Annotated in this window: 10 protein-coding genes; 4 read left to right on the top strand and 6 right to left on the bottom strand. The window is 72.8% G+C overall.

Features of this window, described 5'->3' with window-relative positions:
- The first annotated feature begins 237 nt into the window (after positions 1-237).
- The 3 genes from ACVGV0_RS11125 (at position 238) to hutH (ending at position 4,772) form a co-directional block, all read left to right on the top strand.
- Complete coding sequence (locus ACVGV0_RS11125; RefSeq protein ID WP_459159784.1) at positions 238-1,569, top strand: YjiH family protein; 1,332 nt, start codon at positions 238-240, stop codon at positions 1,567-1,569.
- Between the two features lie 168 nt (positions 1,570-1,737).
- Positions 1,738-3,204 (top strand): amino acid permease, encoded by a 1,467-nt coding sequence (locus ACVGV0_RS11120; protein WP_459159783.1) that lies wholly within the window; start codon positions 1,738-1,740, stop codon positions 3,202-3,204.
- Positions 3,201-4,772, top strand: a complete 1,572-nt coding sequence (gene hutH, locus ACVGV0_RS11115) for a histidine ammonia-lyase (RefSeq protein WP_459159782.1) — start codon at positions 3,201-3,203, stop codon at positions 4,770-4,772. The genes ACVGV0_RS11120 and hutH overlap by 4 nt, the downstream gene beginning before the upstream one ends.
- Before the next feature lie 102 nt (positions 4,773-4,874).
- On the opposite strand, the gene hutI is transcribed toward hutH, so the two are convergent.
- From hutI to hutU, 4 genes are read right to left on the bottom strand one after another with little or no spacing between them, the layout of a single operon-like run.
- Complete coding sequence (gene hutI / locus ACVGV0_RS11110) at positions 4,875-6,032, bottom strand: imidazolonepropionase (protein WP_459159985.1); 1,158 nt, start codon at positions 6,030-6,032, stop codon at positions 4,875-4,877.
- Positions 6,029-7,327, bottom strand: coding sequence for a formimidoylglutamate deiminase (locus ACVGV0_RS11105; protein ID WP_459159781.1), 1,299 nt, complete (start codon positions 7,325-7,327; stop codon positions 6,029-6,031). Before ACVGV0_RS11105 ends, hutI begins: the two co-directional genes overlap by 4 nt.
- Positions 7,324-8,568 carry an allantoate amidohydrolase gene (locus tag ACVGV0_RS11100; RefSeq protein ID WP_459159780.1) on the bottom strand — a complete coding sequence of 415 codons (1,245 nt, stop codon included), beginning with the start codon at positions 8,566-8,568 and terminating at the stop codon, positions 7,324-7,326. Before ACVGV0_RS11100 ends, ACVGV0_RS11105 begins: the two co-directional genes overlap by 4 nt.
- Before the next feature lies 1 nt (position 8,569).
- Entirely contained in the window at positions 8,570-10,246 is a 1,677-nt protein-coding gene (gene hutU, locus ACVGV0_RS11095; RefSeq protein WP_459159779.1) for a urocanate hydratase, read from the bottom strand.
- A gap of 189 nt (positions 10,247-10,435) precedes the next feature.
- Here hutU and ACVGV0_RS11090 point away from each other — a divergent pair, with 189 nt between their 5' ends.
- The gene (locus ACVGV0_RS11090; RefSeq protein ID WP_459159778.1) at positions 10,436-11,254 is read left to right on the top strand and encodes a bifunctional allantoicase/(S)-ureidoglycine aminohydrolase; all 819 of its coding nucleotides are present in this window, start codon (positions 10,436-10,438) and stop codon (positions 11,252-11,254) included.
- A gap of 96 nt (positions 11,255-11,350) precedes the next feature.
- Here the strand turns inward: ACVGV0_RS11090 and ACVGV0_RS11085 are convergent, their stop codons facing one another.
- Together ACVGV0_RS11085 and ACVGV0_RS11080 are read right to left on the bottom strand one after the other, a co-directional pair.
- On the bottom strand, positions 11,351-12,697 hold the full coding sequence (locus ACVGV0_RS11085) for a DUF2252 domain-containing protein (RefSeq protein ID WP_459159777.1): 1,347 nt from the start codon (positions 12,695-12,697) through the stop codon (positions 11,351-11,353).
- A 96-nt stretch (positions 12,698-12,793) separates the two neighbouring features.
- Complete coding sequence (locus ACVGV0_RS11080) at positions 12,794-14,410, bottom strand: amidohydrolase (RefSeq protein WP_459159776.1); 1,617 nt, start codon at positions 14,408-14,410, stop codon at positions 12,794-12,796.
- Positions 14,411-14,461 lie beyond the last annotated feature (51 nt).

Below are 14,461 nucleotides of genomic sequence, written 5' to 3'. Positions count from 1 at the left end.
GCACGTGCGCACCCGCACCCCGACGCCGCCGCCCCTCCGAGGAGGCTCCGCGCAGCAGGAGGGACCGGCACCGGGTCGGAGCTCGGGAACTCCCGGCAACCGGCGGTCCCGGCGCGTCCGCCCCGGAGCCTCCCGGACGAGGCGCGGCGACCGGTCGCACCGCAGGCATCGGCACGAGCGAGAACCGGAACCGCTGCCGAGCACCGGCAACGACCACGGCGGACGGAGGCATCGCAGATGGCGGCAGAGCAGCGCAGCGAGGAGGCGGTCCCCGAATCCCGCGCGAGCGCTCCGATGTGGAAGTTCTTCGTCTACAGCCTGATCGGCGCGCTCGTCTTCTTCGTACCGCTGGAGATCGGCGGGAAGAGCTCCATCCTGCTCGACCACGCGGTGACCGCCCTCGAGTCCTGGATCCCGGGCGCGCTGCCGTACTACGCGCTCGCGGTGATCCTCGCGGGTGCCGTCCACCCGTTCGCCTCCGGGACGTGGAACCGCTCCGCCGTGGCCGCGGTGTTCTCGGCGTTCAAGGTCATCGGCGCGGTCGTGGGCGCGCTGCTCGTGTTCGGCTTCGGCCCCGCGTGGTTGTTCGACGAGGAGATCGGCCCGTTCCTGCTCGACAAGCTCGTCATCCCGGTGGGGCTGCTGGTGCCGATCGGCGCGGTGTTCCTCGCGCTGCTCGTCAACTACGGCCTCCTGGAGTTCCTCGGCGTGCTGCTCCAGCCCATCATGCGGCCGGTGTGGAAGACCCCCGGGCGCTCCGCGATCGACGCGGTGGCCTCGTTCGTCGGCAGCTACTCGCTGGGGTTGCTGATCACGAACCGCGTGTACAAGGAGGGCAAGTACTCGGCGCGGGAAGCGGCGGTCATCGCGACCGGTTTCTCCACGGTGTCGGCGACGTTCATGGTGGTCGTGGCCTCGACGCTCGACCTGATGAGCAGCTGGAACACGTACTTCTGGACCTCCCTGGGCGTGACCTTCCTGGTGACGGCGGTGACCGTGCGCATCTGGCCGCTGTCGAAGATCGGCGAGGACCACTTCCCGGGCAGCACGCCGCAACCGGAGCGGAGCAGCCGCGGACAGCGGCTCGCCCGGGCGTGGGGCGAGGCCAGGCGAACGGTCGCGGAGGCGCCGTCGCTCGGCCGGAACGTCGCGCGCACCGTCAAGGACGGGCTGCTGATGGCGATGGCGATCCTGCCGTCGATCCTGTCGGTCGGGCTGCTCGGACTGGTGCTGGCGACCTACACCCCCGTCTTCGACTGGCTCGGCTACCTCTTCTACCCGTTCGCGTGGATCCTGCAGGCGCCCGAACCGCTGCTGACCTCCAAGGCTTCGGCGGTCGGGATCGCGGAGATGTTCCTGCCCGCGCTGCTGGCGGCGGAGGCGGCCGCGGCGACGAAGTTCATCGTGGCCGTCGTGTCGGTCTCCCAGGTCATCTTCTTCTCGGCCCAGGTGCCGTGCGTGGTGGCGACCGAGATCCCGATCTCGGTGCCGCGGATGGTCGTGATCTGGTTCGAGCGGGTGGTGCTGACCCTGGTCTTCGTGACCCCGGTGGCGTTGCTGCTGTACTGACCGCCGGGCGGAGGAGCGCCGCGCGGGTCGGCCGGCCCTGGCCGAACGACCGGCGCGCATGCTCTTGCAACTTGTATGTACAGGCATATACCTTCCCCCCGTTCGGTTGATCGAACCGCACGTGCACACCCGAACCACGACAACGCCGTCGTCACCAGGGAGACCGCTGTGAAGAAGGAGAAACCGGCGCTGAGCCGGGGCCTGAAGGCCCGACACATCAGATTCATCGCACTCGGTTCGGCGATCGGAACCGGCCTGTTCTACGGGTCCTCGGAGGCCATCGGCCTGGCCGGCCCCTCGGTGCTGCTGGCCTACCTCATCGGCGGGCTGGCGGTGTTCTTCGTCCTGCGCGCCCTCGGCGAGATGGCGGTCGACGACCCCGTCCCCGGCTCCTTCGGCGAATACGCCGCGCGCCACCTCGGCCCCCTGGCCGGTTTCGTCACGGGCTGGACCTACACCTTCGAGATGATCATCGTCTGCATCGCGGACGTGACCGCCCTCGCCGTCTACATGGGCTTCTGGTTCCCCGACGTGCCGCGCTGGATCTGGGTGCTGGCCACCCTCGCCGTGCTCGCGCTCGTCAACCTCCTCAGCGTCCGCGTCTTCGGCGAAGTGGAGTTCTGGTTCTCGCTGATCAAGGTCGTCGCGATCATCGCCATGATCGCGGGAGGACTGGTGGTGCTCCTCTTCGGACTCGGGTTCGGCCACACCGACCCCGGGCTGGCGAACCTCACCGCGCACGGCGGGTTCTTCCCGACCGGCATCGAAGGGTTCATCGCCTGCTTCGCCGTGGTCATGTTCGCCTTCGGCGGCACCGAGATCATCGGCATCACGGCCGGCGAGGCCGACGACCCGCAGCGGGCGATCCCCCGCGCGGTGAACACCGTGCCGGTCCGCGTGCTGCTGTTCTACGTCCTGGCGCTCGGCGTGATCATGACCATCACCCCGTGGAACGGCATCGGCGAGGACGGCAGCCCGTTCGTGCAGATCTTCACCGGTCTCGGGCTGAACTCCGCCGCGGCGGTGCTCAACGTCGTCGTCATCACCGCCGCCCTGTCCGCGATCAACAGCGACATCTTCGGCGCCGGCCGCATGCTCTACGGCATGGCCGACCGCGGCCAGGCCCCCGCTGTCATGAGCCGCCTGTCCCGCAACGGCGTCCCGTGGATGACCACCGTCATCATGATCGCGGCACTGCTGGTCGGCGTCGTGCTCAACTACCTCATGCCCGAGCGGGTGTTCACCATCATCGCCTCCCTGGCGACCTTCGCCACCGTCTGGGTCTGGCTGATGATCCTGCTGTCCCACTTCGCCGCCCGCCGGCGCATGAGCTCCCAGCACCGCGCCCGGCTGCACTTCCCCGTCCCCTTCTGGCCCTACGGCCAGGCGCTTACCACCCTCTTCATCACCGGCGTCATCGTGGTACTGGCGTTCAACGCCGAAACCCGGGTCGCCCTCGCCACCGGCGTGATCTGGCTGGTCCTGCTGACGACCACCTACCTGCTGCGGTTCCGGAACCGACGCGGACCCGCAGCCGCGTCCGGGAGCGCACCGGTGGAGAGCGTGCCGGAAGGCGCGGTCCCGCCGGGCTCCCGGCAGCACTCGACAACGCGAAACGAAACGGAGAACTCGTGACCACCTTCGCCAACCCCGCCACCTCGACGGACACGCCGGTCACCGTCGACGTCGGCCCGCTGGACGCCGCCGACGTGGTTCGCGTCGCCCGCCACGACGCCCCGGTGCAGCTGTCCCCCGCGGCGCTGGACGCGATCGCGGACAGCAGCGCGCACGTCCAGACTCTGGCCCACGACGCCAAACCCGTCTACGGCGTGTCGACGGGCTTCGGGGCCCTGGCCACCCGGCACATCCCCGTGGAATCGCGAGCCCAGCTGCAGAAGAGCCTGATCCGCTCGCACGCGGCCGGCTCGGGACCGGAGGTGGAGCGCGAGGTCGTGCGCGCGCTCATGCTGCTGCGGCTGTCGACGCTGGCCACCGGGCGCACCGGGGTGCGCCCGACCGTGGCGCGGACCTACGCCGACGTGCTCAACGCCGGGATCACGCCGGTCGTGCACGAGTACGGCAGCCTGGGCTGCTCCGGCGACCTGGCACCGCTCGCGCACGTCGCCCTCGCCCTCGAGGGCGAGGGCGACGTGCGCGACAACGCCGGCGAGACCCGGCCGGCCGCCGAGGCCCTGGCGAGCGCGGGCATCGAACCGGTCGAGCTCGTCGAGAAGGAGGGCCTCGCGCTGATCAACGGCACCGACGGCATGCTCGGCCAGCTCGTGCTGGCCGCCCACGACCTGCGCAAGCTCGTGGCCCTGGCCGACATCACCGCCGCGATCAGCGTCGAATCCCTCCTCGGCACGGACCGCGTGTTCGCCGCGGACCTGCAGCAGCTGCGCCCGCACGCCGGGCAGGCGGCCTCGGCGGCCAACATGGCGCGCGTCCTCGCCGACTCCGGCATCGTCGCCAGCCACAAGGGGCCCGACTGCACCCGCGTGCAGGACGCGTACTCGCTGCGGTGCTCGCCGCAGGTGGCCGGCGCGGTCCGGGACACGCTCGCGCACGCCGAGTCCGTGGCGGCGGTGGAGCTGTCGAGCGCCGTGGACAACCCCGTGGTGACGCCGGACGGCCGCGTGGAGTCCAACGGCAACTTCCACGGCGCCCCCGTGGGCCACGTGCTCGACTTCCTGGCCATCTCCGCCGCGGACCTGGCCAGCATCAGCGAGCGGCGCACCGACCGGTTCCTCGACCCCGCGCGCAACCACGGCCTCACCCCGTTCCTCGCCGACGACCCGGGTGTGGACAGCGGGCACATGATCGCCCAGTACACCCAGGCCGCGATCGTCTCCGAGCTCAAGCGGCTGGCCGCACCGTCCAGCGTGGACTCGATCCCGTCCTCGGCGATGCAGGAGGACCACGTCTCGATGGGCTGGTCGGCCGCGCGCAAGCTGCGCCGGGCTGTCGACGGGCTCACCCGGGTGCTCGCCATCGAGCTGCTCACCGGGGTGCGGGCGCTGGACATGCGCGCCCCGCTGACCCCCTCCCCGGCCACCGGCCGCGTGCGCGACCGCGTCCGCGAGCACGTCGCGGGCCCCGGTGCGGACCGCCACCTCTCCCCGGAGATCGAGGCGGCGGTCGAGCTGTGCCGCTCCGGCGCGATCGTGTCCGAGGTGGAAGCCGTGCTCGGCGAGCTCGCCTGAGAACGCCCCCGAACAGCGAGGTCCGGGCGCTCCCGATCGGGAGCGCCCGGACCTCTTTCGTCCTCCCGGACGGCGTTCTCGGTTCTGCTCCGGTGCTGCGGATCAGTGCACGCGCCGTCCGCGGCGCCACACCGCCGAGGTCAGCGGAACGCCCGGCCGATAGGCCAGGTGCGTGATCGACGGCGCGTCGAGGACCTGCACGTCGGCGCGCGCACCGGCGCGGAGCGTCCCGACGGCTCCGTCACCGGTGTCCCGGCGCAGCGCGCGGGCCCCGCCGGCGGTGGCCGCCCGCACGGCCTCCCGCACCGACATCCCCATCTGGAGCACGGCCGTGGCCACGCAGAAGGCCATCGACGTGGTGTAGGACGATCCGGGATTCGCGTTGCTCGCCAACGCGACCGCGGCGCCCGCGTCGAGCAGCCGCCGCCCCGGTGCGAGCGGGTGCTTCGTGGACAGGTCGCACGCCGGCAGCAGGGTGGCCACCGTCCCGGAGCCCGCCAGGGCCTCCACATCGGACTCGGACAGGTACGTGCAGTGGTCCACGCTCGCGGCACCTGTATGCACCGCGAGCCCGACCCCGGGGCCGTACCCGAGCTGGTTGCCGTGCACCCGGGTGCCGAGCCCGTGCCGCTCGGCCGAGCGCAGCACGCGCTCGGACTGCTGCTCGTCGAAGGCGCCCTGCTCGCAGAACACGTCGACCCAGCTCACGTGCGGGGCCGCGGCGTCGAGCATCTCGCCGCACACGAGGTCCACGTAGGGCTCCGCCCGCGAACCGGGCGGGACGAGGTGGGCACCGAGGAACGTCACCTCATCGGCCACCTCACCGGCGATGCGCGCCATCCGCGCCTCGTCGGCCACGGTCAGCCCGTAGCCCGTCTTCGTCTCCAGGCACGTCGTCCCCTGGGCGGCGGCCTCGTCGACGTGCCGCCGCAAGTTCTCGGCGAGCTGCGCGTCCGAGGCGGCCCGGCTCGCCTCGGTCGTCACGCTGATCCCGCCGGCCGCGTAGGGCTCGCCGGACATCCGCGCTTCGAACTCGGCCGTGCGGTCACCGGCGAAGACCAGGTGCGTGTGGCTGTCCACCCACCCGGGCAGCACCGCGCGGCCGGCGACGTCGACCTGTTCGTCGGCCGGTGGTGCGGAGGCCGCCGGCCCCGCCCAGGCGACCCGGTCGCCGTCGAGCACGAGGGCCGCCTCGCGCCGACCGTCGTGCTCCGGATCGTTCGTCGTGAGCTCACCGATCCCGGTGATCACCGTGCTCACTGGCACAGCAGTGCCACCTCCTTCCCCAACAGGCCGGCGGCGTCCGGCACGTGCTGGTGCACGCCGTCCCGGACGACCCAGCGGCCGTCGACCAGCACCGAGCGGACGTCGGCGGCCGTGGCCGCGAACAGCGCACCGCTCGGTTCAGCACCGGCCGTGCGCTCCGTTTCGAGGTCCACGACGAGCAGGTCGGCGCGCGCCCCTTCCGCGATCGCGCCGACGTCCCCGCGACCGAGCGCGTGGTGGGCGGTGCCCGCGGCGACGAGCTCCTCGGCGGTGAAGCACCCGCGCCGCTCGCTCCGGAGGCGCTCGTCGAGCTCGACCGCGCGGACCTCCTCGAAGGCGTCCACGACGGCGTTGCTGTCGCTGCCGACGCCCAGCCGCACCCCCGCGTCGGCCAGGTCGCGGGCGGGGCCGATCCCGTCGCCGAGGTCCCGCTCCGTCGTGGGGCACAAGCTCACCGTGGTACCGCTGTCCGCGAGCGCGGAGACGTCCGCACCGGTGAGGTGCGTGGCGTGCACGGCCGTGGTGCGCGGGCCCAGCACGCCGGCCTCGGCGAGCACCTGCGTCGGCGTCGCGCCGTGGTGGCGCAGGCAGTCCTCGTTCTCCGCGCGCTGCTCGGACACGTGCACGTGCAGCGGCCGGTCGCCGGACCGCTCGGTCACGACGCCGAGGTCCGCGGGCCCGACCGCGCGCACCGAGTGCACGGCCGCACCCAGCACGACGTCGCCGCCGGGCCGGAACCGGTCGACCCGGTCTGCCCACGCCTCGGCGCTGCCGTCGCCGAAGCGCCGCTGGTGCGGGGCGAGGTCCGCGTCGAACCCGCCGCGCAGGTAGCAGGTGTCCAGCAGGGTCAGCCGGATCCCGGCGTCGCGGGCCGCCGCCGCGAGTGCGGCGCCCATGGCGTTGGGGTCGGCGTAGGCGGACCCGCCCGGGGCGTGGTGCAGGTAGTGGAACTCGGCGACACCGGTGTAGCCGGCCAGCACCATCTCCGCGTAGGCGGCCCGGGCCAGTCGGTAGTAGGAGTCCGGGTCCAGGCGCGCGGCGAGCTCGTACATCCGCTCCCGCCAGGTCCAGAACGTCCCGCGGTCGTGGTGGGTCCGCCCGCGCAGCGCGCGGTGGAACGCGTGCGAGTGCGTGTTGGCGAAGCCGGGCAGCACCATCCCCGGCAGCTGCGTGCCGCTGCGCGGCGCGCCGGTCTCGACGCGGGTGAGCACGCCCTCGGAGACGTCGAGGCGCACCGCCGAGGCCGGTCCGCCCGGCAGCCACGCGTGCTCGCACCAGTAGGTGGTCACTGTCCAGCACTCCTCTCCAGCACCCGGGCGAGGGCCCGCGCTCCGGCTTCGACGTCGTCGGGTTCGGCGAACTCCTCCGGCGCGTGGCTGATCCCCGTGGGGTTGCGCACGTACAGCATCCCGGCCGGCACGTGCGCGGCCAGGATCGCCGCGTCGTGGCCGGCCCCGGTGGGCAGCTCGGCCGCCCCGCCCAGCGCGCCGGAGAGCTCGGTGCGCAGCGCGCCGTCGAACGAGACGCGGTCCGAGTAGGACTCCTCGGAGACGGTGACCTCGCAGCCCTCCTCGGCGGCCGCGCTCCTCGCGAACTCGGCCAGCTCGGCCACGAGCGGGCGCGTGCCCCCGTCGCCGGGCACCCGCGCGTCCAACCACAGCCGCACCCGCGCGGGGATCACGTTGGCACCGCCGGGTTCGGGCACGAGCTTGCCCACGGTCAGGCGGGATCCCTCGGCCGCCGCGGCGATGCGCCGCGCCGCCGAGACGATCGCCGCGGACGGCACCATCGGGTCGCGGCGGTCCCCGAGCGCCGTCGCTCCGGCGTGGTTGCCCTGCCCGGAGACGGTGAAGCACCAGCGACCGTGCTCCAGCACCGTGCTGCCGACGGCGACGGGCGCACCGAGGTCGACCAGCCCCCTGCCCTGCTCGACGTGCAGTTCGACGAACCGGCCGATGCGCGACAGCGCGGACGGGTCGGGGCCGAACCGCTCGGGATCGTGGCCCGCCCTCCGGGCCGCCTCGGCGAAGCTCACGCCGTCCCCGTCGGTCAGGCCGCGGGCGCGGTCGGGGTCGATGGCACCGGTGAGCAGGCGCGAGCCGAGGCAGGGGACGCCGAAGCGCCCGCCCTCCTCCTCGGCGAAGGCGACCACGGCCAGCGGCCTGGCCGGGGTGCGGCCGCTGCGGCGGAGCTTGCGCACCGCGTCGAGCGCGCTGACCACGCCGAGCGGTCCGTCGAACGCGCCGCCGCCCGGCACCGAGTCGAGGTGGCTTCCGGTGACCACCGCGTCCGGTCCGGGATCACCCCACCAGGCCCAGAGGTTCGCGTTGCGGTCGGATTCGACGGCGAGCCCGGACCGCTCGGCCTCCTCGGTGAACCACGCGCGCATGTCGCCTTCCGCGGCGGTGAACACGTGGCGCGAGTAGCCGCCGCGCGCGCGGTCGCGGCCGACGTCGTCGAGGGCCGCGAGCAGCTGCGCCGCTCCGGCGGGTTCCTGCGCGGACGTCGTCGCGCGTTCCTCTGCGGTCACGTCACCCCTCCTGCATCGGAACGCGCACGCCCCGCTCGGCGGCGACGTCGCGCGCGTGGTCGTACCCGGCGTCGACGTGCCGCACGACACCGGTTCCCGGGTCGTTGGTCAGCACGCGGGCCAGCTTCTGCGCGGCGAGGTCCGTCCCGTCGGCGACGCAGACCTGCCCGGCGTGGATGGACCGTCCCATGCCGACCCCTCCACCGTGGTGGACGGACACCCACGAGGCTCCGGAGGCGGTGTTGAGCAGCGCGTTGAGCAGCGGCCAGTCCGCGATGGCGTCGGAACCGTCGCGCATGGACTCGGTCTCGCGGTACGGCGAGGCGACCGAGCCGGAGTCGAGGTGGTCCCGACCGATCACGATCGGGGCGGAGAGCTCGCCGGAGGCGACCATCTCGTTGAACCGCAGTCCGGCGAGGTGCCGTTCGCCGTACCCGAGCCAGCAGATCCGCGCCGGCAGGCCCTGGAACTCGACCCGCTCGCCGGCCATCTCGATCCACCGGCGCAGGTGCTTGTTCTCCGGGAAGAGGTCGAGGATGGCCCGGTCGGTCGCGGCGATGTCGGCGGGGTCGCCGGAGAGCGCGGCCCAGCGGAACGGCCCCAGCCCCTCCTCGAAGAGGGGGCGGATGTGCGCCGGCACGAAGCCGGGGAAGTCGAAGGCCCGGTCGTAACCGGCCTTGCGGGCTTCGTCGCGGATGGAGTTGCCGTAGTCGAACACCTCGGCACCCGCGTCGAGGAATCCGACCATGGCCTCCACGTGGCGGGCCATCGACTCGCGCGCGGCGCGGGTGAACCCGTCGGGGTCCCGTTCGGCCTCGGCGCTCATGTCGGCGAAGGAGGTGCCCGCGGGCAGGTAGGACAGGGGGTCGTGCGCCGAGGTCTGGTCGGTGACGACGTCGATCGGCGCTCCGGCGGCGAGCAGCTCGGGGAACACCTCGGCGGCGTTGCCCTCGAGGCCGATGGACAGCGGGCGCGCGGCGTCGCGCGCTTCGACGGCCAGGCGCATCGCCTCGTCCACGCCGCCGGCGCGGGTGTCGAGGTAGCCGTCGGCGATGCGCCGCTCGATGCGGCTGGGGTCGCAGTCGACGCACACGGCGACGCCGTCGTTCATCGTGACCGCCAGCGGCTGGGCCCCGCCCATGCCGCCGAGGCCGGCGGTGAGCGTGATCGTGCCCTGCAGGCTTCCGCCGAACCGCTTGCGGGCGACGGCGCCGAACGTCTCGTAGGTGCCCTGCAAGATGCCCTGCGTTCCGATGTAGATCCACGAGCCAGCGGTCATCTGGCCGTACATGGTCAGGCCCAGGGCCTCGAGGCGGCGGAACTCCTCCCACGTGGCCCAGTCGCCGACGAGGTTGGAGTTGGCGAGCAGCACCCGGGGAGCCCACTCGTGCGTGCGGAACACGCCGACGGGCTTGCCGGACTGCACCAGCAGCGTCTCGTCGGATTCGAGGGTGCTCAGGGTGCGGACCAGGGCGTCGTAGGACCCCTGGTCGCGGGCGGCGCGCCCCGTTCCGCCGTAGACGACGAGGTCCTCGGGGTGCTCGGCGACCTCCGGATCGAGGTTGTTCATCAGCATCCGCATCGCGGCTTCCTGCTGCCAGCCGCGGGCGCTGAGCGAAGTGCCGCGCGGTGCGCGGACGGATCGGGGGCTGTGCGGGCTCATCCCTGCTTCGGCCATGACTTCTCCCGGTGTGCCGACTGGTCGTGGTCGTTGGTCCAACAGAACGCTGGTTTATGTATAGTCATGTATATACAGGTAGTCAACTCCCCCTCGGCGCACTAAGGTGTGCCTCAAGGACACGCCGCTCCGGCCCCGCCCGGCAGGCCGCGGCGGCTGTCGCAACCTCGAGCAGACAGGAGTCGCTACGTGAGCGAGCCGGCGTACTACGCCCCCGAGGGTGGCCTCCCCGACCAGAGCACGCTGCTGACCGACAGGGCCGTCGTCAAAGACGCGTACACCGTCATCCCGCGCGGCGTGCTGCGCGACATCGTCACGAGCAACCTGCCGGGTTGGCACCGCACCCGCTCGTGGATCCTGGCCCGGCCCATCGCGGGGTTCGCCACCACCTTCGCGCAGTACATCGTCGAGGTCAGCCCCGGCGGCGGCAGCTCCACCCCCGAGCCGGAGAGCGGCGTCGAGTCGGTGCTGTTCCTGCTCACAGGCACGCTGCACGTCGCCATCGAGGGGGAGACGCACGTGCTCACCCCCGGCGGGTACGCCTACCTGCCGGCCGGCGGCACCTGGTCGGTCGCCAACGAGTCCGGCGAGACCGCCACGTTCACCTGGGTCCGCAAGGCCTACGAACCGCTGGAGGGCCACGCGCCGAAGGCCTTCGCGGTGCAGGAGCAGGACATCGCCCCCACCCCGATGCCGGACTGCGACGGCGTGTGGTCCACCACCCGGTTCGTCGACCCGGACGACATGGCCCACGACATGCACGTCAACATCGTCACGTTCGAGCCGGGCGCGGTGATCCCGTTCGCCGAGACCCACGTGATGGAGCACGGCATCTACGTGCTGGAGGGCAAGGCCGTCTACCGGCTCAACGACGACTGGGTCGAGGTCCAGGCCGGTGACTTCATGTGGCTGCGCGCCTTCTGCCCGCAGGCCTGCTACGCCGGCGGTCCCGGCAAGTTCCGCTACCTGCTGTACAAGGACGTCAACCGCCAGATCAGCCTGACCTGACGCGTCCGCCCGCTCCCCGGACGGCTCCGCCCTCCGGGGAGCGCCCGGGCGCGCGGCGGCGTGGGCCGGCGCGCGGGAGGCCGCCGCGCGGCGCCCTCAGCCGCGGGTGGAGCTCACCCCGGGGATCTCGCCGTTGCGGAACGCGTCGACGAACAGGCGGTGGTCGTCGCGGACCACCTCGGCGTAGGCACTGGCGAACTCCCACAACCACTGCGCGAACTCCTCCTCGCGCCCCTCGAGGACGGCGTCGATGGCGTCCTCGGTCTGGAACGGCACCAGGGTCTGGTCGGAGTCCGAGTCCGAGACGCAGTGGATCTTGGCCACCGCCCGGCCGAGGTAGCCCAGCACGGGCACGATGTCCTCCGGCTCGGTGAGCTCGCCCCAGTCCAGGTCGGACTCGTACGGCGAGACCTCGTCGACGACGTAGCCGACACCGTCGATGTCGGTGTAGCCCAGCATCGGATCCGCGTGGGCCTGCAGCGCGCGCTGCGACAGCGCGGTGCGCTGACCGTGGTGGCGGAAGTAGCTGCGGATGCCCTCGTCGCGCACCACCCGCGCGGGCGCGGCCACGTTGCCCTGCTTCATCGACAGGATGATGTCGTTCTCCAGGGCTTCGTTCTCGCCTTCGACCAGGAAGCTGTAGGCGGGCAGCCCGGCGCTGCCGATGCCGAAGCCGCTGCGCCCCACGACGTCCTTGATCGTGTAGGCCACCTCGCGCATCTTCTTGTCCTGCGGGATCGTGCCCAGGTAGCGCTCGAACGCCGCGACCACCCTCTCCCGTTCCTGCTCGCCGAGGCGCCGCACGCCCGCGCCGTCGCGGAAGCGCCGGTCGTAGCCCTCGGTGACGGTCTCCCGATCGAGCAGCGCTCCCCTGCTGCGCAGCCGCGCGTCCAGCAGGACCTCGCGGACCGCGCCGTCGGTGGTGGTCAGGTTCAGCGAGAAGGCGGCGTCCTGGCCGCCGCGGACGAACCGGCGCACCTGGTCGATGTACGCGTGCGCAGCGGTGCGGACGAACCGCTCGATCTCCGCGTCGGGCAGCGCCTTGCTCCACCCGAGCAGCGCGATGCTGGCCGCGAAGCGCTGCAGGTCCCAGGTGAAGTGGCCGAGGTAGGCCTCGTCGAAATCGTTGACGTCGAAGATGAGCCTGCCCTCGCCGTCCATGTAGGTTCCGAAGTTCTCGGCGTGCAGGTCCCCCTGCAACCACACGCGGCTGGTGCGCTCGTCGGCCCACGGATCGGCCAACCGGGCCACGTCGGCGAAGAACAACGCTGTGGTCCCCCGGTAGAACGTGAACGGCGAGGCGGCCATCTTGCGGAACTTGTTCCGGAACGCCGCGGGCGCCGCCTCCATGAGGTCCGCGAAGGCCTCGACGAGGGTGTCGACGATGTAGCCGCGTCGCCGGTCCGGATCGTCGACGTCGAGCACGCGAGCCAGTTCGGACATGTTCCGCCTCCGCAGCGCGGGTTCGAAGGGCACGTTCGCGCCGGATCACCGTACTCCCCTCCCATCACCGGCGCTGCGCTGCACGGCGAGGGGAGGTCACGCCCGGTGGGCCACCCGGCCGTCGACCACGGTCGCGCGCACGGGCGCCTCGAGCAGTTCGGAGGCCGGGACGACCAGCGGATCCACGCCGAACCCGGTCAGGTCCGCGCGGAAACCCTCGCGGACGCGCCCGGCCCGGTGCTGCTCCCCCGCGACGAGGGCCGGGGCCGTGGTCATGGCTTCCAGCGCCTCGCGCGGGGTCAGGGCCTGCGACGGCTGCACGGGAGCGCGGTCGGGCTGCCCCGGCAGGTGCCGCAGCCGGGCGGCGGCGAGGACCTCGCGCGGGTCGTAGTGCGCGATGGGCCAGTCCGACCCGAGCACCAGCGGTGTTCCGGAGCGGAGCAGATCCGCGCAGCGCCAGGCCCGCTCCGCGCGGTCGGTGCCGAGCCGGGTCGACCAGTTGTCGGTGTGGTCGGCGAGCGCGTACTGCACGTGGCTCGGCTGCATGGAGGCCACCACCCCGGAGACCGCGAACCGGGTGATCAGCTCGTCCGGCGCGGTCTCGATGTGCTCGATGCGGTGCCGCGCCGCAGTGCTGCCGGGACTGCTGTGCGGTGCCAGGCACTCGAGGGCGTAGGACACGGCGGCGTCGCCGATGGCGTGCGTCGCCGTCGGGACACCCGCCCCGGCCAGGGCGCGGACCGCGTCGGCGTACTCCTGCGGGGGCAGCCAGAAGGGTTCGGTGGACTCCCCGTGGCAGTCGGGGTGGTGCAGCCAGGCGGTGCCGTTGTCGATCGTGCCGTCCATGAACAGCTTGACCCCGTCGACCCGCCACAACCGGCCACCGGTGCCCTGCAGGGCGATCAGCTCCCGCAGCCCCTCGCCGTCGACACCGGGCTGGCACCAGGGCGCCATCCGCAACCGCAGGCTCACCGCGCCGCGCTCCTCGAGCGCGCGCAGCACCGGCAGGCTGCCGTCGTTGAGGTCCATGGCGTGCCCGCCGGTGAGCCCGACCGCGTTCATGCGGGCGAACACCTCCCCGAGCAGATCGGCGGTGTGGGTCACTCCCCGTTCGGGGGCCGCGCGCTCGACCAGCTCCACAGCGGGCTGCTCCAGCAGCTCCCCGGTGGGGGTTCCGTCGGAGTCGCAGACCACCGCGGCGTTGCCCGGCACGTCCACCGGGCCGGTGATCCCGGCCAGCTCGAGGGCCCGCCCGGAGGCCAGCGCCGCGTGGGCGTCGAAGAGGACGAGCAGCGCGGGCACCTCGCCCAGCACGTCGTCGATCAGCCGGTGGTGCGGGCGCTGGCCGTCCAGGACGTTCGGGTCCAGCCCGAAGCCGCGGATCCACTCCCCGGAAGCGGCGCCGCGCCGCGCTTCGGCGAGCGCGGTGCGGAGGTCGTCGACGCTGCGGCAGGTGGACAGGTCGATCCCGCTGGTGAGCGATGCGCCGTGCACCGGGTGCAGGTGGCCGTCGGTCAGTCCGGGGGTGAGGGTGGTGCCGGTGCCGTCGATGACTTCCGTGCGGGCGTCGCAGACCTGGCGGACCTGCGCGTCGTCGCCGACGGCGGTGATGACGCCGTCGCGCACGGCGACCGCGGTGGCGGTCGGCCTGGCGGGGTCCATGGTATGCACGGTGGCGCCGAGGACGGCGAGATCAGCGCTGATGCGGGACACGGTGCTCCTCGCGGTGGTCGAGCTTGCGGTGGTCGGGTCGGGCGTTGCCGG

The organism is Salinifilum ghardaiensis (assembly GCF_054491345.1).
This window is presented reverse-complemented; position numbering and strand designations above follow the sequence as displayed.

What these genes read in the sequence shown, in the direction of transcription:
- hutU (WP_459159779.1), bottom strand. Translation starts at nt 10,246, where the DNA reads ATGGCCGAAGCAGGGATGAGCCCGCACAGCCCCCGATCCGTCCGCGCA.
- ACVGV0_RS11125 (WP_459159784.1), top strand. Translation starts at nt 238, where the DNA reads ATGGCGGCAGAGCAGCGCAGCGAGGAGGCGGTCCCCGAATCCCGCGCG.
- ACVGV0_RS11085 (WP_459159777.1), bottom strand. Translation starts at nt 12,697, where the DNA reads ATGTCCGAACTGGCTCGCGTGCTCGACGTCGACGATCCGGACCGGCGA.